Raw genomic sequence first — 22,443 nt, 5'->3', positions numbered from 1 at the left:
GTCAATTTCCGCGCCGATGTCCCGCACGACCGGACGCACCGCGTTCTTAGGAGGTGACAGCAGTGGGCCACAGAGCCCGCACAACGGAAACGGCCATACGTATGCCCCACAAACCGCGGTCCGTTCAGTCCGTTCGCGGACGCCGCAGCCCAGCAGCCGCAGTGCCGACCCAGGAGGGCACCGCCACCGACACGGCGCCCCCACCGCCGGACCGGACCCGAGGCCGACGACGTCTCCCCGCCCGGCGGCGTCGGCTGATCGACTACCCACGAGCGGGCAAGCACGGCTTCCGCCGCTGGATCCCCTCGCCGCGGCTCCTCACCGGACTCGTCCTCGGCCCCCTGTTGCTGCTGGCCGGGGTCTGCGTCGTGGTGTACCTCAACGTACGGATCCCTGACCCCGACCAGGACGTCACCCGGCAGGCGACCGTGGTGACCTACGCCGACGGGTCGGTCATGGGCACGGTGGGAGTGACCAGCCGGCGCGATGTGCCGCTCGCCCAGGTTCCGTTGTCCGTACGGCACGCCGTACTCGCCGCCGAGGACCGGGAGTTCTACAACGAGTCGGGCGTCTCCCCGCAGGGCATCGCCCGGGCCCTCATCGCCGACGTCCAGGGGAAAGCCCTGCAGGGCGGCTCCACCATCACCCAGCAGTACGTCAAGAACGCGTTCCTGAGCAGTTCCAGGACCATGACCCGCAAGCTGGACGAACTCTTCATCTCCATGAAACTGGACAACGAGCGGAGCAAGGACCAGATCCTGCAGGACTACCTGAACTCCATCTACTTCGGGCGAGGCGCCTACGGCATCGAGGCGGCCGCCCAGGCGTACTTCGGCCGGGACGTGAACGCGCTGGACGAGAGCCAGGCCGCCTACCTGGGCGCGATCATCCAGGCGCCGAGCTCCTACGACCCGGTGGCCCGCCCCGAGCTGCTTCCAGTGGTCAAGGACCGCTGGCGATACGTCGTCAACGGCATGGTCTCCTCCGGCTGGCTCCCCGCCGACCGGGCGCGGCGGCTGGCCTTCCCGCGATTGCAGCCCGTACGGCAGCATCCGTCGGGGGACCAGGCGCCCTATCTCATGGCGCTGGCGACAGGCGAGTTGAACGCGAACGGCATATCCGAGCAGCAGGTCGCCACCGGTGGCCTGCGGGTGCGTACCACGGTGCAGCGCCCGGCCGAGGAGGCGGCGGTCAAGGCGGTGCGGGAGAAGATCCTCTCCCAGCTCTCGTCCGGCCGGCCCGTGGACGCCGACGTACGGGTGGGCTTCGCCGCGGTACGGCCTTCGGACGGTGCCATCATCGCGCTGTACGGCGGCCGGGACTTCAACCGCCGCGAGTTCAACGACGTGACCCAGTCGGCGGTCCCGGCGGGCCGGGTCTTCAAACCATTGGTCGCGGCCGGGATCCTGGCCGCGGACGGTGAGCCGCTCACCGGAGGACTGGCGGACGGGGCCCTCTCACCGGACAGCACTGCGTTGGACACCGGCACCCACCGGGCCGGGGCCCAGGCGATAAGGGCGGCGGTGGTCCGGCTCGGCATACCCGACAGGACCCTGGGGCTGTCGTCCACCGACGGGCTGCTCACCGGCGACGTCTCCCCCCATGTGCTGGACATCGTCGACGCGTACGCCACGTTGGCCGCCCACGGGGTACGGACCGCCCCGCACCTGCTGGCCGAGGTGTCGGACGGGCACGGTACGGCCCTGTACCGTCCGCGGAACCACTCGACGCGCGCCCTGGACGAGGGGGCGGCCGCACAGACCAACGCCCTGCTGTGCAAGGTGGCGGCCCGTCCCGCCCCCGATCACGCGTCCGGCCCGTTGGCGTTCGGCGCTCCCGGGGAGTGCGGCGCCACCGGCGAGTCGCTGTCCGACGACTCCGCCTGGTCCGTAGGCGCCAGCGAGCAACTGGCCACGGCGATCGCCGTCTTCCGCGACGGACCGGACCTCAAACCCGATCCGAAGTCCCGTTCGCTGGCCGGGGTCGCGGGCCGCCGGACCATCACGGGCGACGGGCTGCCCGCGCAGGCCAGGACGGCCTTCCTGGCGGCGCTGCGCCTCTAGGCCGGTCCCACGGGACCGGCGCGCGGCGGCGCAGGCGCGACATGGTCAGTCGCCGGTGAGCAGACTGACCATGCTGCCCTCGCCCGTCCGCGCGGAACCGGTGAACCTCAGCACCGAGGTCGAGGCGCCGGACGCCGCCTCGCAGCTGACCGCCACCGCCTGCCCCGACGACAGGACCGGCGCGTTGAGCACCAGCTCGCCCGTGAAGTCCGTCTTCCAGTCGATCCGTTCACCGCCGGGCTGCTGGGTGAGCCGCAGTTGACCGGTGCAGCCCGTCGGCAGCACCACGATGGTGCGCGTGCCGGTCGGCTTGGCGAGGAACGTCACCGCCACGGGCACCGACGGCCCACCCCGTGCCGCGCGGTCCAGGAGGACGTAAGTCCCCGCGCCGGTCGGTCGGTTGCCCTGGTTGAGAGCGGCACTCAGCAGGGCCACACGAGTCTGGCCGTCCGGCTGGCGCCCCTGGACCAGGAGGATCGACCTGCCGTCCAGCGTGTCCCGGTGCAGTACGCGCACATCGGTGTGGGTGGTGCCGGCCGCCAGGTTCCACAGCTGTGCAAGGGAGTCCGGGAGCTCTCCGGCGGGGCTGGCGGATGGCGGGCCGGCTGGTGCCGGGGCCGCGGGCGCACCGGTCACGGCGGGGGCTGGCGGCGCCTGCGCCGCGGGCTGCGCCTGCTGGCCGGAACCCGTCCCTCCGCCCCGGGTCACCCCGAACGTCAGCGCCGCGCCGACGCATACGGCGGCGCAGCCGGCGAGCACCCCGGTACGGCGGCGCCGGGACGCCACCACTCTTGCCCGCACCCGGGCCTGGAGGTCCGCCGGTGGCGGACCGGACCCGGCGGCCAACTCGACCAGCCCGTACCGCAACTCCTCCGCGAACCGCTCGGATTCTGCCTTCATCGCGCCCTCCCCTGGGCGAGCTGCCGGGACCGGTCCTGGACGGGGCAGTCCGCCGGTGCCGCCGTCTCCTGACTGCCCAGGGCGAGGCGGAGTTGTTTCAGACCACGGTTCGCCAACCGCTTGACGTTTCCCACCGAACAACCGAGCGTTTGCGCGGCCTCCTGTTCGGTCAGTCCCATGTAGTGCCGCAGCACCACCACCGCCCGGGTGCGCGGCGCCAGGTTGGCCAGCGCCCGGCGCAGCACATCGCGGTCGTTGACCGCGTCCGTCGCCTCCTCGCCCCCGGTCTCCGGCAGGTGCAGGGTCAGGATCTCCTGCACCCTGCGCCGACGCCCCCGGCTGACGTGCGAGTTGATGATCGCGGTCCGCACATACGCCTCCTCCCGTCCCTGGGACAGCGCCCGATCCCAGTGCCGGAAGCAGTTGGCCAACGCGGTCTGCAGCAGGTCCTCCGCAAGGCCGCGGTCGTTCGTGAGCAGGTAGCACAGGCGAAGCAACGCCGCGGACCGCGCCACCACGAACTCCTCGAACCGGATTTCCCTCTCGCTACGGCGCACACCGCTCCTCCCTGGCCGCCTGTGGGGGGAACGACGGCCACCGCACCCCTTCCAAACGCGGGCTGGGAAGCGGCGGTTGTAACCGGATGGCGTGATGTGCGTCACGACGCGAAGGTTCAACCGGTCTGCTGCGAAAGGCGAGTTCGGCTGCGATTGCGCGGCCCTCGTTCCCCTCGCACCGCCACCGTCCTCGGCACGGCACTGCCCGTGGCGCGCCGACTACTGCCGCCCCGGCGGGTCCTCGCCACCGCGCCCGGAAGCACCCGGCGATGCACGAACTATCCACCATGACGTCCCCGGCGCGGACGAGGACCCGCACAACGCCTGGTACGTGAAGACCGGCATCAAGGGCGCCGCCTCGGGGCCGCTCGCGGGCAGGACGATCGCGGTCAAGGACCGCATCACGGTCGCCGGAATTCCGATGATGAACGGTTCCGGTCTGCTGGACGGCTTCGTTGCGCCAGCCGACGCGACCGACGTCCACCGCGTTCTCGAAGCCGGTGGCGAAATCGTAGGCAGGACGAACTGCGAGTACTTCTGCCTGTCGGGCGGCAGCCACAGCGGGCGGCATGGACCAACGCACAACCCGCACCGGCGCGGGTACTCCGCGGGCGGATCGTCCAGCGGCAGCGCGGTGGTCGTCGTCACCGGCGAGGCCGACATGGCACTGGGAGCCGACCAGGCCGGGTCGATCCGGGTGCCCGCGTCATTCTGCGGTCGACGAGGGCTTCGGCCAGGCCGGCGGTGAGGCCGATGTCGACGCGGCCGTACGGCAGGCCGCCGTTGACCTCGGCAAGCTGGGCGCGGACGTCGTGCGGGTCTCCGTGCCGATGCACACGGTCGCCCCCGCCCTGTGGACGCCGATCGTCAAGCACGGCCTGGCCCGAACCGTGGTCGACGGTCAGGGCTTCGGCATCGGCCGCGACAACTGTTACCCGACCAGCATGATGGATCACCTGTTCGCGCGACGGCACCGCGTCGACGAACTGCCGCCGAACATCAAGCTGTGCGCGATCCTGGCCGAATACGTCAACCAACGGTACGGACAGACGTACTACGGCCGCGCGGCCAACGGCGTCCGCCGACTACGTGCCGCCTACGACGCCGCGCTGGCGGACGTGGACCTGCTCCTCATGCCGACAACCCCGCAGAAAGCGCAGCCGTTGCCGCCCGGCCATGCTTCGGTCGCGCAATGGTGCACGAGGGCAACGGGGATGTTCGCCAACACCTCCCCGTTCAACGTGACGCACCACCCGGCCCTCAGCCTGCCCTGCGGAGAATCCGACGGCCTTCCCATCGGCCTGATGCTCGTCGGACGGCACTTCGACGAGGCCACCGTCCACCGGGCGGCGCATGCCTACGAGCACACCCGCTGAGCACACCCGCACGCTGCGGTCACCCGTCGATTCATCTGATGAAGACGCTGGAGCCGAAACTAAGGGTGGCCAGGCCGGGTTGGACAATCGCTTGCACCTCTCCGAAACAGTCGGCATCGGAGTAGATGTAGGCGAGGCGGTCAGTCTGGTTGACGATGATCGAGACAAGGGGTCCGGTCGAGTAGCAGCCGCCGGGATCCTTGTGCCCGATACCGTTGATGACGAGGTTGCCCGTGGCCGCGAAGGCGGATCCGGGAAGGGCGAGCGCCATCGTCGCGGCAGCGACGACTGCTCCGAGTGTTGTGGCGATGCGCCGCATGGCAATTCCTTCTGTCCGTCGAGGGAGGCTCCTGTGCGCGCCTCATTAATAACCGACAGTATTGAAGATCTCTCCGTCAGTCACCGGTGTACAGAAGTAGGGCGCCCGGCGGGCGTGTGCCTGTCGCCGAAGAGATGCACCACTGGTGCGTGCGTGTTGCGTGGTGAGGGTCCGGCCCACCACACCCCGCCCAACTGGCAGTACCCAACGGAGACTTGCGCACGACCGTCAGCGGATGGTTCCCCCCGAACCAGCAACAGGGGAGCGGGCGTTGCCGGTCGGCCCGGTGCTGGTTCCGGAGGCGCCGGGTGGTCATCAACCTGCCGTGCCACACTGGGCCAATGCCGTCACCCACCCAGACAGCGCTGCGTCGGGTCCCGCCGCGCATGCGTCCCTTCCTGGTGCAGCACCGAGAGCTGGTGAAGTTCCTCGTCGTCGGCGGCGCATGCCTGCTGCTGACCACCGCGGTCAACTACGGCCTCAAGTTCACCGTGTTCAGGGGCAGCCCGATCTCGGCGTTCACCGTCGCGAACATCGTCGCGACGCTCGTCTCCTACCTGCTCAACCGGCAGTGGTCCTTCCGGTCGACCGGGCAGCATCGCCGCGAAGCGGTGCTGTTCGTGGTCGTGAGCGGCCTCGGCATCCTGCTCAGCGACGTTCCGCTCTGGGTGGCGCACTACTTGCTGAACCTTCGGATTCCGCACGTCAGCGCGGTGACGCAGGCAGTGTCCGATTTCATCAGCAGCCTGATCGTCGGCACGCTACTCGGGACCGGCTTCCGTTGGTGGGCCATGAAGAAGTGGGTCTTCCTCCAGCCGGTCACCGTCCACGACCTGTCGAACCCGGCCGTCTCGGCCCACTCAACGGAGCCCGCGGCCTGACCACGGCCGATGGGGCGCCTTGGTCCTACCTACGCGAAAGCCCCGGACCGGACCAGGTCGGACACCGGGGGCTGCCGTCGGCGATCAGCTCCGCAGGCGTTTCCGAGCCACGCCTTGCCGCGCGGCTCGCGCCGCCAGCGGGCAGGCATCGCGGGCTCTTGGGCAGGCGCAGCCGCGGGACCAGCATCACCGGTGCCGGTACGGCGGCCGCGCCGATCGCCGCCCGCCACGACACCGACCGGCTCGGCGAGGGCGCGCTGCGTGCGGTGGAGAGCCGCTCATCACGCGGCCGCCCGCTCAGCCGCCGCGTTGACTGCGGCCAGCTGTCCCCGCCCGCCGTCGTTGATGTCAGCGACGGACGTCACCGGGCATGAGCAAAGCCCCGGACCAAGATCGGTCCAGGGCTTTTCGCTGGTCAGACACAGAGCCCCCTGTCGGGTTCGAACCGACGACCCCCGCTTTACAAGAGCGGTGCTCTGGCCAGCTGAGCTAAGGAGGCGTGGCCCTGCCGCTGTGGGCGGCTGGTGGGCCATGAGAAGGGTACCAAGGGGTGGCCGTCTGGCCATACGAGGAAAACGCTCGGGCAGGGCTGCTGACAAGCAGGCCGGTGGGGGGTAGCGTCACGGGACAATCCACTGACTGTGGACTAGACCTTTCCTTTACTCGGATCGTCCGGCACGTTCCTGCCGGTGAAGGGATCACTGCACCATGGCTACTGTCACGTTCGACAAGGCGACCCGCATCTACCCCGGTACGGATCGGGCGGCGGTCGACAAGCTCGACATCGAGATCGCGGACGGCGAGTTCCTGGTACTCGTCGGACCGTCCGGATGCGGCAAGTCGACGTCGCTGAGGATGCTCGCGGGGCTCGAGGACGTCGACGACGGGGCGATCCGGATCGGGGATCGCGACGTCACGCATCTGCCGCCCAAGGACCGGGACATCGCGATGGTGTTCCAGAACTACGCGCTCTACCCGCACATGACCGTCGCCGACAACATGGGCTTCGCGCTCAAGATCGCCGGAGTGAACAAGACGGAGATCCGGACCCGGGTGGAGGAGGCGGCGAAGATCCTCGACCTCACCGAGTACCTGGGCCGCAAGCCGAAGGCGCTCTCCGGCGGACAGCGGCAGCGGGTGGCGATGGGGCGGGCGATCGTCCGGGAGCCGCAGGTGTTCCTCATGGACGAGCCGCTGTCGAACCTCGACGCCAAGCTGCGGGTGCAGACCCGTACCCAGATCGCCGGGCTGCAGCGGCGGCTCGGGACCACCACGGTCTACGTGACCCACGACCAGGTCGAGGCCATGACGATGGGCGACCGGGTCGCCGTCCTCAAGGACGGACTGCTGCAGCAGGTCGACTCGCCGCGCAACATGTACGACCGACCGGCGAACCTCTTCGTGGCCGGGTTCATCGGCTCCCCGGCCATGAACCTGGTCGAGGTGCCGATCACCGACGGCGGTGTGAAGTTCGGCAACAGCATCGTGCCGGTCAACCGCGAGGCAATCGCCGCGGCCGCCGAGAAGGGCGACCGTACGGTGACGGTCGGGGTGCGGCCCGAGCACTTCGACATCGCCAACGGCGAGGCGAAGGCCCTGGCCAAGGACGAACCGGCCGGTGTGGCCGTCACGGTGAACGTCGTCGAGGAACTCGGCGCCGACGGATACGTCTACGGGACGGCCGAGATCGGCGGGGAGCAGAAGGACATCGTGGTGCGGGTCGGCGGCCGCCAGGTGCCGATGAAGGGCGAAGTGCTGCACGTCGTACCGCGCGCGGGCGAGACGCACGTGTTCTCGACCTCCTCCGGTGAGCGGCTCAGCGACTGAGGTCCCGGAAGGCCCGTACGGCCGGTCGGCCGTACGGGCCCCATGTCGGCAGGGCGTAGAAGCGGTTGCCGACCCTGTCGACAAATAGCCAGGCACGGCGGCCTTTTCGAGCGGTGCGCGTCAACAGACAACCCCCGATCCAGGGACCTGCATCACTCGTAAGGGTGACTAAATGTCGCCAAATCATCACCCCTCGCTACCATCACGGTCGTGAACCAGGCAGCTCGCCGTATCGGCAAGACTCTCGCACTCGTGCTCCCGGTCGTCCTCGTACTCTCCGGGACCCTCGCCGTCACCCGCGTCCCCTGGGCCGCGTCGCCCTCGGAGGCGCAGGTGCTCACGGCCTCCTCCCATCGCGGCACCATGGAGCCCACTACGGCCCCGCAGGACGTACTGCGCCGCCGCCTCCTCGCCGAGCTGCAGGAGCGGAACCCGGGTGTCGCGCTCACCGACCTCCAGACGGAGACGGCCAGGAAGCCCTCGCTCGCCCGCTACTGCGCCGGTATCGCACGCGCCCTCGGCCAGGCCGCCGTCGCCAAGTACACCCGGCTCTACGGCAGCCTGTCGGCCTCCCGGCGGGCCCAGGCGTGGTCGCGGCCGGTGTGCGACACCTCGTTCGCCTCCGGTGTCGCCTCCAACAGGTGAGAGACGGCGGGGCGGCACCGGTTTCCGGCTGGTCCTCCCCCTCGACCCCGACCTGGGCCTGCCCGTCGACCGGTGTTAACGCAAAGCCTGCCCAGCGTTACACCGAGCCCGTATCGTGCGCAGCATGACGACAGGTGCCATCTCCACCGCCCCGGTCACCCAGGCGGTCATCCTGGCCGGCGGCCAGGGTTCGCGACTGCGGCCGTACACCGACGACCGGCCCAAGCCGATGGTCGAGATCCCCGGTACCGGGACCCCGATCATCGGCCACCAGCTCGACTGGCTCGCCGCCGAGGGCGTCACCGACGTGGTCGTCTCCTGCGGGCACCTCGCCGAAGTGCTGGAGAGGTGGCTGGACTCGGCCGACCTGCCGCTGAAGGTGACCACGGTCGTCGAGCGTGAACCGCTGGGCCGCGGCGGCGGGTTGAAGTACGCTGCCGCCGCGCTGCCGCGCCCTGAGCAGCCCTGGTACGCCACCAACGGCGACATCTGGACGCGCTTCTCGCTGCGCGCGATGGCCGACTTCCACGCCGAACGGGCGGCCACCGCGACGCTCGCGCTGGCCCGGCCGAACATCCCGTGGGGCGCCGTTGAGACCGACGAGTTCGGGCACGTACTGGACTTCATCGAGTCTCCGCCGTCCCCGTTCCTGATCAACGCGGGGCTGTACGTCTTCGCCCCCGAGTTCGCCGAGCTGCTGCCGGAGCGCGGCGACCACGAGCGGAGCACCTTCCCGCAGCTCGCCCGGGAGCGTCGGCTCGCCGGATTCCCGCTGCCGCAGGGCTCCTACTGGCGGGCCATCGACACCGCGAAGGACCTCACGGAGGCCGCCAGGGAACTCGCGCAGACGGGCGCCACGACGGCCTGACAGCCCCGCAGACACGCAAACGGCCGCGCACCCCTGAGAAGGGGGCGCGGCCGATGCCGTTGCTCAGGCCATCCCGTTGCTAGCCGGAGCCCGGCGCTCGCCCGGCATGCCCAGCAGCCAGCCGGTCGGCGGCTTGCTGCCCAGCAGGCCGCCCAGTGAGCCGCCGGTTGACGAACCGCCGCTCGACGGGGGCGGGTTGGCGGGCTCGGAGCGCGGCGCCGGAGCGGAGTCGTGCGGGGCCTGGACCGTCTGGTCCTGGCTGGGCAGGCGGCGCCGACCCGCCGTACCGCCGCCGAGGTGCGACCTCCCGCCCACGGCGCCCGCTCCCGATGTCGCGGACGCCCCCGGGGTACCCGCCGTGGCCGCCGCCGAACTCGCGTCGGCGGAGGGCGACTTGGAGCCGTGCGCGGCGCCCGGGACGAGCGAGTGGCGCGGCGAGGGAGCGCCGGTGTCCGGCGCCTGCGGCAGCGGCGAACCGGGCAGATCGTTGGTGGGCAGATCGCTCGGCACCGAGGGCTGGACGATATGGGTGTGCGAGGCGCGCACCGCGCTGCCGAGCACCGCGCCCAACACCAACGTGCCGCCCGCCGCGAACGTCGCCAGAACGATGCCACGCCGCAGCACGTACCGCCGCAGGTCCCACAGCGGGGCGCGCGGGCCGAGCCGCCGCCAGGCCTCGCCCGCGAGCTTGGCGTCCACCGAGTAGACCGGGGCGCCCGCGATGACCAGCGGGCTCCAGGCGGCCAGGTAGATGATGTCCGGCGCGTCGTAGACCGGAACGGTCCGCCAGCTCACCGTCATCAGCAGCGCCACCGAGAGCAGCGCGCCGAAGGAGGCGGCCATCCGCTGCCACAGACCCATGATCGTCAGTACGCCGACGGTCACCTGCAGGAAGGCCACCGTCAGCCCGGCGCCCACCGGGTGTGCGAGCGCCGCCGCGCGCAGCGGCTCGGCGGCCGACCACGGGTGCAGCGCGTGCAGCCAGTGGACCATCGAGCCCCGCTCGCCGCCGTCGAAGTAGACCGGGTCGCAGAGCTTGCCGAGACCGGCGTAGATGGAGATGAAGCCGAGGAAGATCCGCAGCGGCAGCAGGACCACACCGAGGTTCATCCGGCGCCCGGGGTACCAGGCGTGCCGAACCGGTTCCCCACGCCTGCGGTCCCGCCGATCCGCCCGCGTCTCGTAGTCGTCCCGCTCGTCCCGCTCGTCGATGTACCTGTCGCCGTACGAGGCACCGTGCGGCGGCGTGTCGTACGCGTCCTCGCCGTAGGCATCGCGCGACGGCCGTACGCCGCCGTGCGGTTCACCCGGCGGCGGGCCGCCCACGACCGGCGACCGGGGCGCCACGACCGCGGGCCGCACCGGCGGCATCCCGTCGTCGAGGTCGTCGTCGCGCAGCTGCTCGCCGACCCTGGGCAGCAGTTGGGTGCCGCCCGCGCTCCGTACCGCCTGGAGCAGCTGGGTGGCCGCCGGGTCGCCGGGCTCGGTGTGCCCGGACCAGACCACCGGCGCGGCGCGGCGCCGACGCGGCATACGGGCTTCGGCGGCGGAACGGACGGAGGTCGGGATGACCGGGATCGGGGTGGTGTCGTCGGCGGGGTCGTAGCGCGGCGTGGGCGGGCTCGTACCGAGTTTCACCCGGAAACTGGCGTGGTTGACGATGACCTGGGCCGGATCGCTCGGGACCCGCACCGTGTTGAGCACGTCCTCTTCGAACCCGGGCGACCGTCCCCCCGTGGATGAGCGGGGTGTTCTGGTATCCACACTCATCTAACCGAGTGACGCCCGGTTTGGACACTGCCTGACGGCCGCCGTGGTGTCCGAGGCCCGTCAAAGTTCGGGTCAAGGACCGGATCATGGTGGGCGGGCTCCGGTCCGGATCCGGAGCCCGCCCACCACCACGAGCGCTACGCGCGCGCCTCGGCCCTGCGGCGGGCCGCCTCGTACAGCACAACTCCCGCCGCCACACCGGCGTTCAGCGACTCCGCCGCGCCACCCGGCATCGGGATGCGCACCCGCAGGTCACAGGTCTCGCCGACCAGCCGGGACAGGCCCTTGCCCTCGCTGCCGACCACGACCACGACGGGGCCGTCCAGCGCTTCCAGTTCGGTCAGTTCCACATCGCCGTCGGCGGCCAGGCCGACCACGATCAGGCCAGCCTTCTGGTACGCCTCCAAAGTGCGCGTCAGGTTGGTGGCCCGCGCCACCGGGACGCGCGCCGCGGTGCCCGCCGAGGTCTTCCACGCGCCCGCGGTCATGCCCGCCGCGCGCCGCTCCGGCACCACCACACCGTGTCCGCCGAAGGCCGCGACGGAGCGCACCACGGCGCCCAGGTTGCGCGGGTCGGTCACCCCGTCGAGGGCGACGATCAGCGGGTCTTGGGCCTGGTCGAAGGCGTCGGCCGTCAGGTCCTCGGGGTGGGCGTACTCGTACGGCGGGATCTGCATGGCCAGACCCTGGTGGTTGATGCCGTTCGTCATCCGGTCCAGCTCGGGGCGCGGCGCCTCCATCAGCGGGATGCCGCGCTCGGTGGCGAGCTTGAGGGCCTCGCGGACGCGGTCGTCGCTGTCGATGTACTGCTGGACGTACAGCGCCGTCGCGGGGATGTCCGCGCGCAGTGCCTCGACGACCGGGTTGCGGCCGACGACCAGTTCGGACGCGGACTTGCCGCCCCGGCCGCCTGCGGCGCGCCGCTGCGCGGCGGCGGACCGCTTGACCTTGGCCTGCGCGGCGCGCTGCTTGGCGTGGCCCTTGCGCATCTCGGCGGGCGGGGTCGGGCCCTTGCCCTCCAGGCCGCGGCGCCGCTGACCGCCGCTGCCGACCTGGGCGCCCTTCTTGGACGTGGTGCGGCGGTTACGTCGCTGGCTGTTCCCGGCCATGGGGCACCTTCACTTCTTCTTCGAGCCAAAACATATGGGCGGAGTGGTTCTCGGGGGCCTGTGGCCCCCGAACCCCCGCTGCGGGCCGTTGGGCCCGCCGTGCGGCGATCGCTCACCGTGAGCCGATCGACCACCGCGGGCCGGACGGCGTGTCCTCGATCTCCAGGCCTGACTGCTGCAGCTGGTCACGAATGGCGTCGGCCGTCGCGTAGTCCTTGCGGGCGCGGGCGCCCTCACGCTGCTCCAGCACCAGCCTCACCAGCGAGTCAACGACCCCGTGCAGGTCGTCGCCGCGCTCGGCACCGGCCCACCGCGGGTCGAGCGGGTCCAGACCCAGCACTCCGAGCATCGCACGGACCTCGGCGAGCCGCGCCACCGCGGACTCCTTGTCATCGGCCGTGAGCGCGGCGTTGCCCTGCCGGACGGTGGTGTGCACGATCGCCAGCGCCTGCGGGACGCCCAGGTCGTCGTCCATCGCCTCGGCGAAGGCGGGCGGCACCTCGGCGGCGGGCTCCACCATCCCGGCCTTCTCCACCACCCGCTGGACGAAGCCCTCGATCCGCGCGAACGCCGACTCGGCCTCGCGCAGCGCGTCCTCGCTGTACTCGATGGTGGAGCGGTAATGCGGGGAGCCCAGGTAGTAGCGCAGGACGATGGGCCGCCAGCGCTTGACCATCTCGGAGACCAGCACCGAATTGCCGAGCGACTTGCTCATCTTCTCGCCGCTCATGGTGACCCAGGCGTTGTGCACCCAGTAGCGCGCGAACTCGTCGCCGCAGGCCACCGCCTGGGCGATCTCGTTCTCGTGGTGCGGGAAGATCAGGTCGATCCCGCCGCCGTGGATGTCGAACGCCGAGCCCAGGTACTTGTGGGCCATCGCCGAGCACTCCAGGTGCCAGCCTGGGCGGCCGCGGCCCCACGGCGTCTCCCAGCTCGGCTCGCCGGGACGGGCCGCCTTCCACATGGCGAAGTCACGCGGGTCGCGCTTGCCTGTCTCGCCCTCGCCCTCGGGCTGCCGCAGGTTCTCCAGCTCCTGGTTGGACAGGCTGAGGTAGCCGGGAAAGGAACGGACGTCGAAGTAGACGTTGCCCTCGGCGGCGTAGGCGTGGCCCCGGTCGATGAGCTCGCGCATCATCTCGATCATCTCGGGGACATGGCCGGTCGCGCGCGGCTCGTATGTGGGCGGCAGGCAGCCGAGCACGTCGTAACCGGCGTTGAAGGCACGCTCGTTCTCGTAGCCGATCGCCCACCACTGGCGGCCCTGCTCGACCGCCTTGGCGAGGATCTTGTCGTCGATGTCCGTGACGTTGCGGATGAACGTCACGTCGTAGCCACGGTGGCGAAACCACCGCTGCATGATGTCGAAGTTGAGCCCTGACCTGATGTGCCCGATGTGCGGGGCGGCCTGCACGGTCGCGCCACACAGGTAGATCGAGACACAGCCCGGCACGAGCGGGGTGAAGTCACGGACCTGGCGGGCGTTGGTGTCGTACAGGCGAATAGTCACGGCAACAAGGGTAGTGGGCGCAACAGGGTGCCCCGCGACCGAGCAGCGCAGGGACACACAAACGTGACAGTGGGCGCGTAAGCGCCCTCGTTTGAGGGTGGTGGCGGGCGACGGGCGGGCGTGACAGTGGGCGCGTAAGCGCCCTCGTTTGAGGGTGGTGGCGGGCGACGGGCGGGCGTGACAGTGGGCGCGTAAGCGCCCTCCCTTGAGGGTGGTGGCGGGCGACGGGCGGGCGTGACAGTGGGCGCGTAAGCGCCCTCGATTGAGGGTGGTGGTGGGCGACGGGCGGGCGTGACAGTGGGCGCGTAAGCGCCCTCGATTGAGGGTGGTGGTGGGCGACGGGCGGGCGTGACAGTGGGCGCGTAAGCGCCCTCCTTCGAGGGTGGTGGCGGGCGACGGGCGGGCGTTTGTGGCGTGCCGGGAAGTTCAGATGCTTCCGACGACCTTGCGTGGGGTAACGCGGACCACGACCCGCTGGGCGTCGTTCACGGACGCCGGGTTGAATTCCGCGTACGGCTTGCCGGTGTATTTGCGGGACAGTTCCTCGATCAGTTCCGGACCGCCCTCGGTGGACAGCATCGCGTTGCCGCGGATCTCGGCGTACGTGTAGGGCGCGTCGGGCGGCTGCACCAGGACCGAGACCCGTGGGTCGCGCCGCGTGTTCTTCTCCTTCTGGCGCCCGATGGTCGTCGAGATCAGCACGTCGTCGCCGTCGCGCTTGCACCACACCGGGGAGACCTGCGGGCTGCCGTCCGGCTGGATGGTGGCGAGGATGACGAAGATCGGGCTGTCGAGGAGCTTCTTCAGGTCGTCGGAGAGTGCGGCTGCCATGGCGGTCCCCTTCGGGAGTGGTACGTCGGGCCGTTGTGCACCGGCGCGCCGGTACCAGGTGGTACGGCACAAGCGATCCGTACCCAACCCGCCCACCGGACCCGCCGTTCCGCACCCGTACGGGTGCATGGCCGACGGAACGTCAGGACCTGGGCAACACCAGGGCGGTGGCGATGGCGGCGAGGCCTTCGGCGCGGCCGGTCAGGCCCAGGCCGTCGGTCGTGGTACCGCTGATCGAGACGGGGGCGCCGACCGCCGCGGAGAGGGTCTGCTGCGCCTCGTCACGGCGCTTGCCGATCTTCGGGCGTACGCCGATGACCTGGATGGCGACGTTGCCGATCTCGTAGCCCTCAGCGCGGACGATCCGCGCCGCCTCGGCCAGCAGTGTCACCCCGGAGGCACCGGCCCATTCCGGGCGGTCGGTGCCGAAGTGCGCGCCGAGGTCGCCGACCCCCGCCGCCGAGAAGAGGGCGTCACAGGCGGCATGCGCCGCGACGTCGGCGTCGGAGTGTCCGGCCAGGCCGTACTCCTCGCCGTCCCAGCGCAGTCCGCCGACCCACAGCTCGCCGCCCTGCTCGAAGGCGTGTACGTCGGTGCCGATGCCGATGCGCGGGATCACGGGGTTGTCAGAAGACATCGGTGGCCCTCCGGCGGGCGAGTACGGCCTCGGCCAGCACCAGGTCCAGCGGCCTGGTGATCTTGAAGGCCTCCTCATGGCCCGGTACGACGACGACCTCGACGCCGAGGCGCTCGACCATTCCGGCGTCGTCGGTGGCGCCTTCGCCGTTGGACGCGATCTTCTCGTGCGCTTCGGCGAGTACGTCGCGGCGGAAGCCCTGGGGGGTCTGCACCGCGCGCAGCCGGGCCCGCTCGGGCGTGCCGACCACCGGTTCCGGGCCGCCACCGGGCGCGGGCACGACCTCCTTGACGGTGTCGGCCAGCGGTAGCGCGGGAACCACGGCCGGGGCGCCGGCACGGACTGCGGCGGCGACCGCGTCCACCGTCTCGACGGGCACCAGGGGGCGGGCCGCGTCGTGCACGAGGACGACGTCCACGTCGTCGGGGAGCGCTGCCAGGCCGAGGCGTACGGAGTCCTGGCGGGTGTCGCCGCCCGCGACAACCGCTATCTCCTTCGACTCGGGCAGGCCGTGGCTGTCGAGGAGGCTGCGGACCGCGGCCACACCGTCCGCCGGGGCGACCACCACGACGAGGGAGACCTCGCGGGCACGGATGAGGGCCCGTACGGCGTGCACCAGGATCGGGATGCCACCGAGGGTGCGCAGCGCCTTGGGCGCGCCGGGGCCGAGCCGGACACCTCGTCCGGCGGCGGGGATGACGGCCGCGACCGCTCGCGGCGCGGGCGGTGTCGCGGGCAGCGGGGTGGGAGTCAGGTTTGCGTCCTTGGCCGAGTTGGGTATCGCCTCAACGTGCCGGGCACGGTGTCACCGCGGACCCCTTCCGTGAAGCCGCAGTGGCACACCCCCGCTGACGCGGGGCAGGCTGCCCGGGCCCGGCACGTACGGCGCGCACTCGCGCGTCGTACGTACGCGCTCAGCATGCCAGATGTCGTGGGACGCCATACCGCCGGATGCCGGGCGGCACCGTTGGGCGCCGGGCACTCGCCCGTCTCGGTGGCGGGCTGGCGGAGGACCTGACAAACATGCCGCAGCGCCCGGCACAAGTACCGGGCACCGCGGGAGACTGAGTTATCGCAGACTGAGTTATCCGGGGGCTGTGACATCAGCGGCTGGCGCCGCGGAGATATCAGCGGCTGGCGCCGCAGGCCCCAAGTGTCAGGACCCAGTGTCAGGACGCGAGAACTTCGTCGAGGAGCGCCTCGGCCTTGTCCTCGTTGGTGTTCTCGGCCAGCGCGAGCTCGCTGACGAGGATCTGGCGGGCCTTGGCCAGCATGCGCTTCTCGCCGGCCGACAGTCCGCGCTCCCGCTCACGACGCCACAGATCGCGCACGACTTCAGCGACCTTGATGACATCACCGGAGGCGAGCTTCTCCAGATTTGCCTTATAGCGACGGGACCAGTTGGTCGGTTCTTCGGTGTACGGCGCGCGCAGCACCTCGAAGACCCGATCCAGCCCGTCCTGACCGACCACGTCGCGTACGCCGACGAACTCCGCATTGTCCGCGGGCACGCGTACCGTCAAGTCGCCCTGGGCGACCTTGAGCACCAAGTAGGTCTTGTCCACGCCTTTGATCTGGCGAGTTTCGATGGCCTCGATCAGCGCGGCCCCGTGATGGGGATAGACCACGGTGTCGCCAACCTTGAACGTCATGTGACAGGTACCCCTTCCGTGGCTATCCAGGGTAACACGGGAACGGCCTCATCTGAATGGCGTTTTCGCAGGTCAGGGCATATCTCAGGGCTTGACAAGTGCGGCCGGATCGTGCTGGAGGGAACGGTTCTGGACAGGTATCCGCAGGTCGGAGCGGCTGTACGGGCGAGGTGAAACGCGCACGTTACACCTCCAGAAGCCGCGCCCGAAGGGCGTTTCATCCCGTTTTGCCGCCCCCTCGCGAGTGGACTTCCGCTACTCCGTTCGGAGATCGGACGCCGATGCACGAACCAGTTCGGGCCGTTCCAGGATCGCTTCACACCTTGCGCACCACACACCCCGCACGAAATGACGAATTACCGCTCCCGGGAGTGATCCACATTTGGACAGATTCCGATAACCGGCCTAGCGGTACAACCGACAGAATTGATCTTCAGACTGCTCTTCAAGTGCCGGACAAGCGCTGGACAACTGCCGGACAAGTGCCGGAATCGCGCCGCGGAATCGCCGGACGGATTCCCCTCCCGGGCCACTGGTGAGCCGCCGGCCCAGCCCGCCCGCGGCGCGGTTCAACCGCCGCGCGAGTGAGGCGGGACCGCGAAGGGGTGGCCGGGTGCGGCCCGGCATCGGCGGCTCGGTAACCTAAGCGCGCTGGAAGATCCTTAGTGCGGCTTTACACGGCGCCACCGGGCACCGCGATCGGCCGCCGAAGTTCGCCGCCGTAACTCGTCCAAGTCGTCCAAGGAGATGCCGCCGCCGTGAGCCGCAGCCTTCGACGCGGCGCTGTCGCCGCCGTTCTCGCTCTCTCCATCGCCCCGCTCGCCGCCGCCTGCGGGGCCGGCTCCGACTCGCAGACCCTGCAGGTCAAGCCGGATTCCGTCGCAACGTCCGTCGGCAACATCAACGTCCAGAACGCCTACATCATCACCGAGCCGAACGGCACGGGACCGGCCACGGTCACCGCCCGTATCTTCAACAACGGCACCAACCCGGAGCAGCTCACCGGGATCACCGTCGAGGGCGCCGCACAGCAGGTGAAGCTGACCGGCTCGGACGGCAAGACGGGTCCGATCACGATCCCGGCGAACGGCTCGGTCACCCTCGGTGGCAGCGGCAACCCGACCGCCCTGCTGGCGAGCAGCCAGGGCGTCGTCCCCGGCAACTTCCAAAGCACCGTCCTCAACTTCAGCAGCACCGGCCAGGTGAGCCTCGCCCCGCAGGTCACCCCGGCCACGCACTTCTTCCAGCCGTTCGGCCCGGTCGAGGTGACCCCGTCGACCCCCGCCTCCGGTCAGCCCTCGGCGCGCCCGTCCGGCTCGGCCTCGGCCAAGCCGGGCACGTCCGCCACGCCGAGCGGTGCGGCGTCCGGCGCCCCGAGCGTCTCGGCCTCGGCCACCCGCTGAACCAGAACGTGGCGGCCACCCGCTGAACCAGAGCATGGGAGGGGCGCCCGGATCACTCCGGGCGCCCCTCCCACGTTTTCCGGCCGTACCGGCGGGCGTTCTCGGCGGCTTACGGCTCGAACTTGTATCCGAGACCGCGGACCGTCACCAGGTAGCGCGGGGCGCCCGGGTCCGGCTCGATCTTGGCGCGCAGGCGCTTGACGTGCACATCAAGGGTCTTGGTGTCGCCGACGTAGTCGGCGCCCCAGACGCGGTCGATGAGCTGCATACGGGTGAGCACCCGGCCGGCGTTGCGCAGCAGCATCTCCAGGAGGTCGAACTCCTTGAGCGGAAGGTCGACCTTGCCGCCGGAGACCGTGACCACGTGCCGGTCGACGTCCATCCGCACCGGGCCGGCCTCCAGGGCCGCGGGGGCGACCTCCTCCGGCTCGCCCTGGCGGCGCAGGACGGCGCGGATCCGGGCCACCAGCTCACGCGAGGAGAACGGCTTGGTCACGTAGTCGTCGGCTCCTATCTCCAGGCCGACGACCTTGTCGATCTCGCTGTCCTTGGCGGTGACCATGATCACCGGCACATTGGACCTGTTGCGCAGCTGGCGGCAGACCTCGGTGCCGGGCAGGCCGGGGAGCATCAGGTCGAGCAGCACCAGGTCGGCGCCGTTGCGCTCGAACTCCTCAAGACCGTCCGGCCCGGTGGCCGCGATCGCCACTTCGAAGCCTTCCTTGCGGAGCATGTACGACAGCGCGTCACTGAACGATTCCTCGTCCTCGACAACGAGCACTCGGGTCACGGAAGGACCTCCGGGGCAGGATGGGGGGTTGCATGGGTTGAGGTTGAGGTGGTCGCGTAAGGCCCGGCGGCCTGCGCGGGATGTTCGGCGGCGTCGGAGTCGACCGCGTCGGCGGTTGTGTCCGCGTCATCCGGGGTATCCGCGTCATCCGGTTCATCGGCGTCGCGGTGGTCCGAGGGCCGGGCGCTTCCGGCCTCCGGCAGCCTCAGGGTGAACGTGGAGCCCTGTCCTTCGGCACTCCACACGGTGACCTCCCCGCCGTGCGAGGCGGCCACATGCTTGACGATCGACAGGCCGAGACCGGTACCGCCGGTGGCGCGCGAGCGCGCCGGGTCGACGCGGTAGAACCGCTCGAAGATCCGCTCCCGGTCGGCCTGGGAGATTCCCATTCCCTGGTCGGTCACGGAGATCTCGATCAGGTCGCCGCCCGGTGCGGCGACCCGGCGTCCGGCGATGCCCACGCGGGTGCGGGCCGGGCTGTAGTTGACCGCGTTCTCGACGAGGTTGCCGAGTGCGGCGGCGAGCTGGCCGCGATGCCCCCAGACGTACAGGTCGGGCGCGCCCCCGGTGGCCATGGTGATCTGCTTGGTGTTGGCCGGGTGGCGGCAGCGGTCGATGGCCTCGGCGACCAGATCGTCCACCGCGACCGCCTCGGCGTCCTCCAGCGGGTCGTCGTTCTGCACCCGCGACAGGTCGATGATCTCCTGGACCAGGCTGGTCAGGCGGGTGGCCTCCACCTGCATCCGGCCGGCGAAGCGGTTGACCGCCTCCGGGTCGTCGGCCGCGTCCATCACCGCTTCGGAGAGCAGCGAGAGCGCGCCCACCGGGGTCTTGAGCTCATGGCTGACGTTGGCGACGAAGTCACGCCGCACCGCCTCGATCCGCCGGGCCTCGGTCAGGTCCTCGACCAGCAGCAGCACCAGGCGGGAGCCGAGCGGCGCCACCCGGGCGGAGACCGCCAGCGGCTCGCCCCGGCCGCTGCGGCGCGGCAGGTCCAGCTCGACCTGCCGTATCTCGCCGTCCCTTCGGGTCTCCCGGGCCATCTGCAGCATCTGGTCGACGGCCAGTCGGCCGCCCCTGACCAGGCCCAGGGCGTACGCTGCGGAGCTGGCCTTGACGACCGTGTCGCCCTCGTCCAGCACCACCGCGGAGGAGCGCAGCACGGAAAGGACGGTGTCCACACCGGGCGGCAGCACCGCGTCGGTGTGCAGGGAGGTACGGGTCGGACGCGTCTGCTCGCGCTCGCTCCAGCGGAAGGCGAGCACGGCGGCGGCGCCGGTGCACACCCCGCCGACCGCGCTGGCAGCGGCGATCGCCGCATTCACGTCCATGTCGTCAAGACTAGGCGGGTGGAATGACTGGTCCACAGCCTTCCGAGGCGAGACTCGAACACTCGTTGCCAAGAGTTCACCGTGGTGTCGGGGCTGGTTCACTCTGGATGTCCGGCCGGTACGCGTGTGCGAAGCACGGTGGGTGGCGGAGACTCGTACCGCCATACGGGCGCGCGGCTGCAAGGAGAGGAAGACTGATGCGGGACGCCTACCACGAGGAGCTGGACTCGATCGGCGACGGGCTGGTCGAGATGGCCCGGCTCGTCGGCTCGGCGATCGGGCGGGCCACCACGGCGCTGCTGGACGCGGACCTCAAGCTCGCCGAGAGCGTGATCGCCTCCGACGAGCGGGTGGACGACCTCCAGCGGGAACTGGAGAACCGGGCGATCGACCTGCTCGCCCGGCAGCAGCCGGTCGCGACCGACCTGCGGATCGTCGTCACCTCCCTGAGGATGAGCGCGGACCTGGAGCGGTCCGGAGACCTCGCCCGGCACGTCGCCAAGCTGGCCCGGCTGCGCTACCCGCAGTCGGCGGTGCCGCGGGATCTGCACAGCACGGTCCTGGAGATGGGCCAGCTCGCGCAGCGGCTGATGGCGAAGGCCGCCGAGGTGATCATCTCCAAGGACGTCGACGCCGCCCTCCAGCTGGAGGCGGACGACGACCGCATGGACGAGCTGCACCGCACGCTCTTCCAGCACCTGCTGGACGACCGCTGGCAGCACGGCATCGAGACGGCCGTCGACGTGACGCTGTGCGGGCGGTACTACGAGCGCTTCGCGGACCACGCGGTGTCGGTGGCGAACCGGGTCGTGTACCTGGTGACCGGCGAGCACGCGGACGAGCTGACCTCGTCCACCACTCCTGCCGCGGACGGCTCGTAAACCCCTTGGCAGCGTGAGGGCGCGGGCGGCGCGTTGGAGATGCGCCGCCACGCGCCCTTGATGCGCCGGGGGCTGCGAGCGTTCACTGAGCGCTAGCACGTGAGTTTGACGCATAGCTACGGCGCTACACCGAGGAGGGTGTTGATGAGTGGATGCAGCTGCGGTCCCGGGTGCCAATGCGGATGCCAGTCGGGCGGCCCGTGCCAATGCGGAGGCTCCTGCGGCTGACCCGAGCAGGGACGCTTCATGAAAGGTGTGGCCCCAGCCATCCGGCTGGGGCCACACCTTTCATGAACGATGAACTCGCCGGGGCGGAAGGCTACTTCTTCTTGCCCTGGTTCTTCACGGCCTCGATCGCGGCCTTCGCCGCCTCCGGGTCGAGGTAGGTGCCGCCCGGGGTGATCGGGCGGAAGTCGTCGTCCAGCTCGTAGGAGAGCGGGATGCCGGTGGGGATGTTCAGGCCCGCGATGTCGGCGTCGGAGATGCGGTCGAGGTGCTTGACCAGGGCGCGCAGCGAGTTGCCGTGCGCGGCGACCAGGACGGTGCGGCCGACGGCCAGGTCCGGCACGATGTCGTCGTACCAGTACGGCAGCATGCGGGAGACGACGTCCTTGAGGCACTCGGTGCGCGGCCGCAGCTCGCTCGGGATCGACGCGTAGCGCGGATCGTCGCTCTGCGAGAACTCGGAGCCGTCCTCGATCGGCGGCGGCGGGGTGTCGTACGAGCGGCGCCAGAGCATGAACTGCTCCTCGCCGAACTCCGCCAGCGTCTGCGCCTTGTCCTTGCCCTGCAGCGCACCGTAGTGGCGCTCGTTCAGGCGCCAGGAGCGGTGCACCGGGATCCAGTGGCGGTCGCAGGCCTCCAGCGCGAGGTTCGCGGTGCGGATGGCGCGCTTCTGGACGGAGGTGTGCACGACGTCGGGCAGCAGACCGGCCTCCTTCAGCAGCTCACCGCCGCGGACCGCCTCCTTCTCGCCCTTTTCGTTGAGGTTCACGTCCACCCAGCCGGTGAACAGGTTCTTCGCGTTCCACTCACTCTCGCCGTGGCGGAGCAGGATCAGCTTGTACGGAGCAGCAGCCATGGATGTGAGCCTAAT

At 70.5% G+C, this 22,443-nt stretch carries 22 protein-coding genes, 1 tRNA gene and 1 pseudogene; 10 read left to right on the top strand and 14 right to left on the bottom strand.

The genetic code is table 11. The features are described 5' to 3' along the window. The first annotated feature begins 161 nt into the window (after positions 1–161). Positions 162–2,063: a transglycosylase domain-containing protein gene (locus P2L57_RS27880; RefSeq protein WP_275818915.1), complete on the top strand. Its 1,902-nt coding sequence runs from the start codon at positions 162–164 to the stop codon at positions 2,061–2,063. A 45-nt stretch (positions 2,064–2,108) separates the two neighbouring features. Here the strand turns inward: P2L57_RS27880 and P2L57_RS27875 are convergent, their stop codons facing one another. Both P2L57_RS27875 and P2L57_RS27870 read right to left on the bottom strand, forming a co-directional pair. Next, on the bottom strand, positions 2,109–2,963 hold the full coding sequence (locus P2L57_RS27875; RefSeq protein ID WP_275818913.1) for a hypothetical protein: 855 nt from the start codon (positions 2,961–2,963) through the stop codon (positions 2,109–2,111). Continuing rightward, positions 2,960–3,520 (bottom strand): SigE family RNA polymerase sigma factor, encoded by a 561-nt coding sequence (locus tag P2L57_RS27870; protein ID WP_275818911.1) that lies wholly within the window; start codon positions 3,518–3,520, stop codon positions 2,960–2,962. The genes P2L57_RS27875 and P2L57_RS27870 overlap by 4 nt, the downstream gene beginning before the upstream one ends. A 331-nt stretch (positions 3,521–3,851) precedes the next feature. Between P2L57_RS27870 and P2L57_RS40355 the strand changes: the two genes are divergently transcribed. Both P2L57_RS40355 and P2L57_RS27860 read left to right on the top strand, forming a co-directional pair. Next, entirely contained in the window at positions 3,852–4,268 is a 417-nt protein-coding gene (locus P2L57_RS40355; protein WP_275818998.1) for an amidase family protein, read from the top strand. 48 nt (positions 4,269–4,316) lie between these two features. Next, positions 4,317–4,896 (top strand): annotated as a pseudogene (locus P2L57_RS27860) (amidase family protein); the annotation flags it as partial. 31 nt (positions 4,897–4,927) lie between these two features. On the opposite strand, the gene P2L57_RS27855 reads toward P2L57_RS27860, so the two are convergent. After that, positions 4,928–5,215 carry a hypothetical protein gene (locus P2L57_RS27855; RefSeq protein WP_275818909.1) on the bottom strand — a complete coding sequence of 96 codons (288 nt, stop codon included), beginning with the start codon at positions 5,213–5,215 and terminating at the stop codon, positions 4,928–4,930. A gap of 341 nt (positions 5,216–5,556) precedes the next feature. On the opposite strand from P2L57_RS27855, the gene P2L57_RS27850 reads away from it, so the two are divergent. Together P2L57_RS27850 and P2L57_RS27845 are read left to right on the top strand one after the other, a co-directional pair. Beyond that, a complete protein-coding gene (locus tag P2L57_RS27850; protein WP_275818907.1) occupies positions 5,557–6,096 on the top strand; it encodes a GtrA family protein in 540 nt (179 codons plus the stop codon). Positions 6,097–6,254: 158 nt separating this feature from the next. Next, positions 6,255–6,470, top strand: coding sequence for a hypothetical protein (locus P2L57_RS27845; protein WP_275818905.1), 216 nt, complete (start codon positions 6,255–6,257; stop codon positions 6,468–6,470). A 51-nt stretch (positions 6,471–6,521) separates the two neighbouring features. Here P2L57_RS27845 and P2L57_RS27840 read toward each other — a convergent pair. Next, positions 6,522–6,595, bottom strand: a tRNA-Thr gene (locus P2L57_RS27840). Between the two features lie 209 nt (positions 6,596–6,804). Between P2L57_RS27840 and P2L57_RS27835 the strand changes: the two genes are divergently transcribed. The 3 genes from P2L57_RS27835 (at position 6,805) to P2L57_RS27825 (ending at position 9,436) form a co-directional block, all read left to right on the top strand. Further along, positions 6,805–7,923: an ABC transporter ATP-binding protein gene (locus P2L57_RS27835; protein WP_275818904.1), complete on the top strand. Its 1,119-nt coding sequence runs from the start codon at positions 6,805–6,807 to the stop codon at positions 7,921–7,923. Between the two features lie 210 nt (positions 7,924–8,133). Continuing rightward, positions 8,134–8,568: a hypothetical protein gene (locus P2L57_RS27830; protein WP_275818902.1), complete on the top strand. Its 435-nt coding sequence runs from the start codon at positions 8,134–8,136 to the stop codon at positions 8,566–8,568. 124 nt (positions 8,569–8,692) lie between these two features. Further along, positions 8,693–9,436 carry a nucleotidyltransferase family protein gene (locus P2L57_RS27825; protein ID WP_275818900.1) on the top strand — a complete coding sequence of 248 codons (744 nt, stop codon included), beginning with the start codon at positions 8,693–8,695 and terminating at the stop codon, positions 9,434–9,436. A gap of 63 nt (positions 9,437–9,499) precedes the next feature. Here P2L57_RS27825 and P2L57_RS27820 read toward each other — a convergent pair whose 3' ends face one another. The 7 genes from P2L57_RS27820 to P2L57_RS27790 all read right to left on the bottom strand — a co-directional run bounded on the left by P2L57_RS27820 (position 9,500) and on the right by P2L57_RS27790 (position 16,942). Then, positions 9,500–11,206, bottom strand: coding sequence for a DoxX family protein (locus P2L57_RS27820; protein ID WP_275818898.1), 1,707 nt, complete (start codon positions 11,204–11,206; stop codon positions 9,500–9,502). A gap of 137 nt (positions 11,207–11,343) precedes the next feature. After that, positions 11,344–12,315 carry a 23S rRNA (guanosine(2251)-2'-O)-methyltransferase RlmB gene (gene rlmB, locus P2L57_RS27815; RefSeq protein ID WP_275818896.1) on the bottom strand — a complete coding sequence of 324 codons (972 nt, stop codon included), beginning with the start codon at positions 12,313–12,315 and terminating at the stop codon, positions 11,344–11,346. 112 nt (positions 12,316–12,427) lie between these two features. Next, positions 12,428–13,822: a cysteine--tRNA ligase gene (cysS, locus tag P2L57_RS27810; RefSeq protein ID WP_275818894.1), complete on the bottom strand. Its 1,395-nt coding sequence runs from the start codon at positions 13,820–13,822 to the stop codon at positions 12,428–12,430. Positions 13,823–14,248: 426 nt separating this feature from the next. Further along, on the bottom strand, positions 14,249–14,653 hold the full coding sequence (locus tag P2L57_RS27805) for a PPOX class F420-dependent oxidoreductase (protein WP_275818892.1): 405 nt from the start codon (positions 14,651–14,653) through the stop codon (positions 14,249–14,251). Between the two features lie 142 nt (positions 14,654–14,795). Beyond that, positions 14,796–15,290: a 2-C-methyl-D-erythritol 2,4-cyclodiphosphate synthase gene (gene ispF, locus P2L57_RS27800; RefSeq protein ID WP_275818890.1), complete on the bottom strand. Its 495-nt coding sequence runs from the start codon at positions 15,288–15,290 to the stop codon at positions 14,796–14,798. Then, positions 15,280–16,044: a 2-C-methyl-D-erythritol 4-phosphate cytidylyltransferase gene (gene ispD, locus P2L57_RS27795; RefSeq protein ID WP_275818996.1), complete on the bottom strand. Its 765-nt coding sequence runs from the start codon at positions 16,042–16,044 to the stop codon at positions 15,280–15,282. The genes ispF and ispD overlap by 11 nt, the downstream gene beginning before the upstream one ends. Before the next feature lie 415 nt (positions 16,045–16,459). Next, positions 16,460–16,942: a CarD family transcriptional regulator gene (locus P2L57_RS27790; RefSeq protein ID WP_222975880.1), complete on the bottom strand. Its 483-nt coding sequence runs from the start codon at positions 16,940–16,942 to the stop codon at positions 16,460–16,462. A 758-nt stretch (positions 16,943–17,700) separates the two neighbouring features. On the opposite strand from P2L57_RS27790, the gene P2L57_RS27785 reads away from it, so the two are divergent. Further along, positions 17,701–18,345 carry a copper chaperone PCu(A)C domain-containing protein gene (locus P2L57_RS27785; RefSeq protein ID WP_275818886.1) on the top strand — a complete coding sequence of 215 codons (645 nt, stop codon included), beginning with the start codon at positions 17,701–17,703 and terminating at the stop codon, positions 18,343–18,345. 109 nt (positions 18,346–18,454) lie between these two features. Here P2L57_RS27785 and phoP read toward each other — a convergent pair whose 3' ends face one another. Both phoP and phoR read right to left on the bottom strand, forming a co-directional pair. Beyond that, positions 18,455–19,126 carry a two-component system response regulator PhoP gene (gene phoP, locus P2L57_RS27780; protein ID WP_486387826.1) on the bottom strand — a complete coding sequence of 224 codons (672 nt, stop codon included), beginning with the start codon at positions 19,124–19,126 and terminating at the stop codon, positions 18,455–18,457. Between the two features lie 5 nt (positions 19,127–19,131). After that, the gene (phoR, locus tag P2L57_RS27775; RefSeq protein ID WP_275818882.1) at positions 19,132–20,466 is read right to left on the bottom strand and encodes a two-component system sensor histidine kinase PhoR; all 1,335 of its coding nucleotides are present in this window, start codon (positions 20,464–20,466) and stop codon (positions 19,132–19,134) included. Between the two features lie 197 nt (positions 20,467–20,663). Here phoR and phoU point away from each other — a divergent pair, with 197 nt between their 5' ends. Next, entirely contained in the window at positions 20,664–21,347 is a 684-nt protein-coding gene (gene phoU / locus P2L57_RS27770) for a phosphate signaling complex protein PhoU (protein ID WP_275818880.1), read from the top strand. Positions 21,348–21,666: 319 nt separating this feature from the next. Here phoU and P2L57_RS27765 read toward each other — a convergent pair whose 3' ends face one another. Then, positions 21,667–22,428 carry a phosphoglyceromutase gene (locus P2L57_RS27765; RefSeq protein ID WP_275818877.1) on the bottom strand — a complete coding sequence of 254 codons (762 nt, stop codon included), beginning with the start codon at positions 22,426–22,428 and terminating at the stop codon, positions 21,667–21,669. Positions 22,429–22,443: the final 15 nt, after the last annotated feature.

The sequence above is a fragment of the Streptantibioticus ferralitis genome (assembly GCF_029223525.1).
GTDB lineage: Bacteria > Actinomycetota > Actinomycetes > Streptomycetales > Streptomycetaceae > Streptantibioticus_A > Streptantibioticus_A ferralitis.
The sequence above is the reverse complement of the archived record's forward strand: the minus strand, read 5'-3'. Positions and strand labels throughout refer to the sequence as shown.

Bases quoted from the DNA above. Each gene is read 5' to 3' on its own strand.
- P2L57_RS27790 (WP_222975880.1), bottom strand. From the start codon at position 16,942: ATGACGTTCAAGGTTGGCGACACCGTGGTCTATCCCCATCACGGGGCC.
- P2L57_RS27805 (WP_275818892.1), bottom strand. From the start codon at position 14,653: ATGGCAGCCGCACTCTCCGACGACCTGAAGAAGCTCCTCGACAGCCCG.
- P2L57_RS27850 (WP_275818907.1), top strand. From the start codon at position 5,557: ATGCCGTCACCCACCCAGACAGCGCTGCGTCGGGTCCCGCCGCGCATG.
- P2L57_RS27875 (WP_275818913.1), bottom strand. From the start codon at position 2,963: ATGAAGGCAGAATCCGAGCGGTTCGCGGAGGAGTTGCGGTACGGGCTG.
- phoR (WP_275818882.1), bottom strand. From the start codon at position 20,466: ATGGACGTGAATGCGGCGATCGCCGCTGCCAGCGCGGTCGGCGGGGTG.
- P2L57_RS27855 (WP_275818909.1), bottom strand. From the start codon at position 5,215: ATGCGGCGCATCGCCACAACACTCGGAGCAGTCGTCGCTGCCGCGACG.
- rlmB (WP_275818896.1), bottom strand. From the start codon at position 12,315: ATGGCCGGGAACAGCCAGCGACGTAACCGCCGCACCACGTCCAAGAAG.
- P2L57_RS27825 (WP_275818900.1), top strand. From the start codon at position 8,693: ATGACGACAGGTGCCATCTCCACCGCCCCGGTCACCCAGGCGGTCATC.
- phoU (WP_275818880.1), top strand. From the start codon at position 20,664: ATGCGGGACGCCTACCACGAGGAGCTGGACTCGATCGGCGACGGGCTG.
- P2L57_RS27765 (WP_275818877.1), bottom strand. From the start codon at position 22,428: ATGGCTGCTGCTCCGTACAAGCTGATCCTGCTCCGCCACGGCGAGAGT.
- ispF (WP_275818890.1), bottom strand. From the start codon at position 15,290: ATGTCTTCTGACAACCCCGTGATCCCGCGCATCGGCATCGGCACCGAC.
- P2L57_RS27835 (WP_275818904.1), top strand. From the start codon at position 6,805: ATGGCTACTGTCACGTTCGACAAGGCGACCCGCATCTACCCCGGTACG.
- P2L57_RS27820 (WP_275818898.1), bottom strand. From the start codon at position 11,206: ATGAGTGTGGATACCAGAACACCCCGCTCATCCACGGGGGGACGGTCG.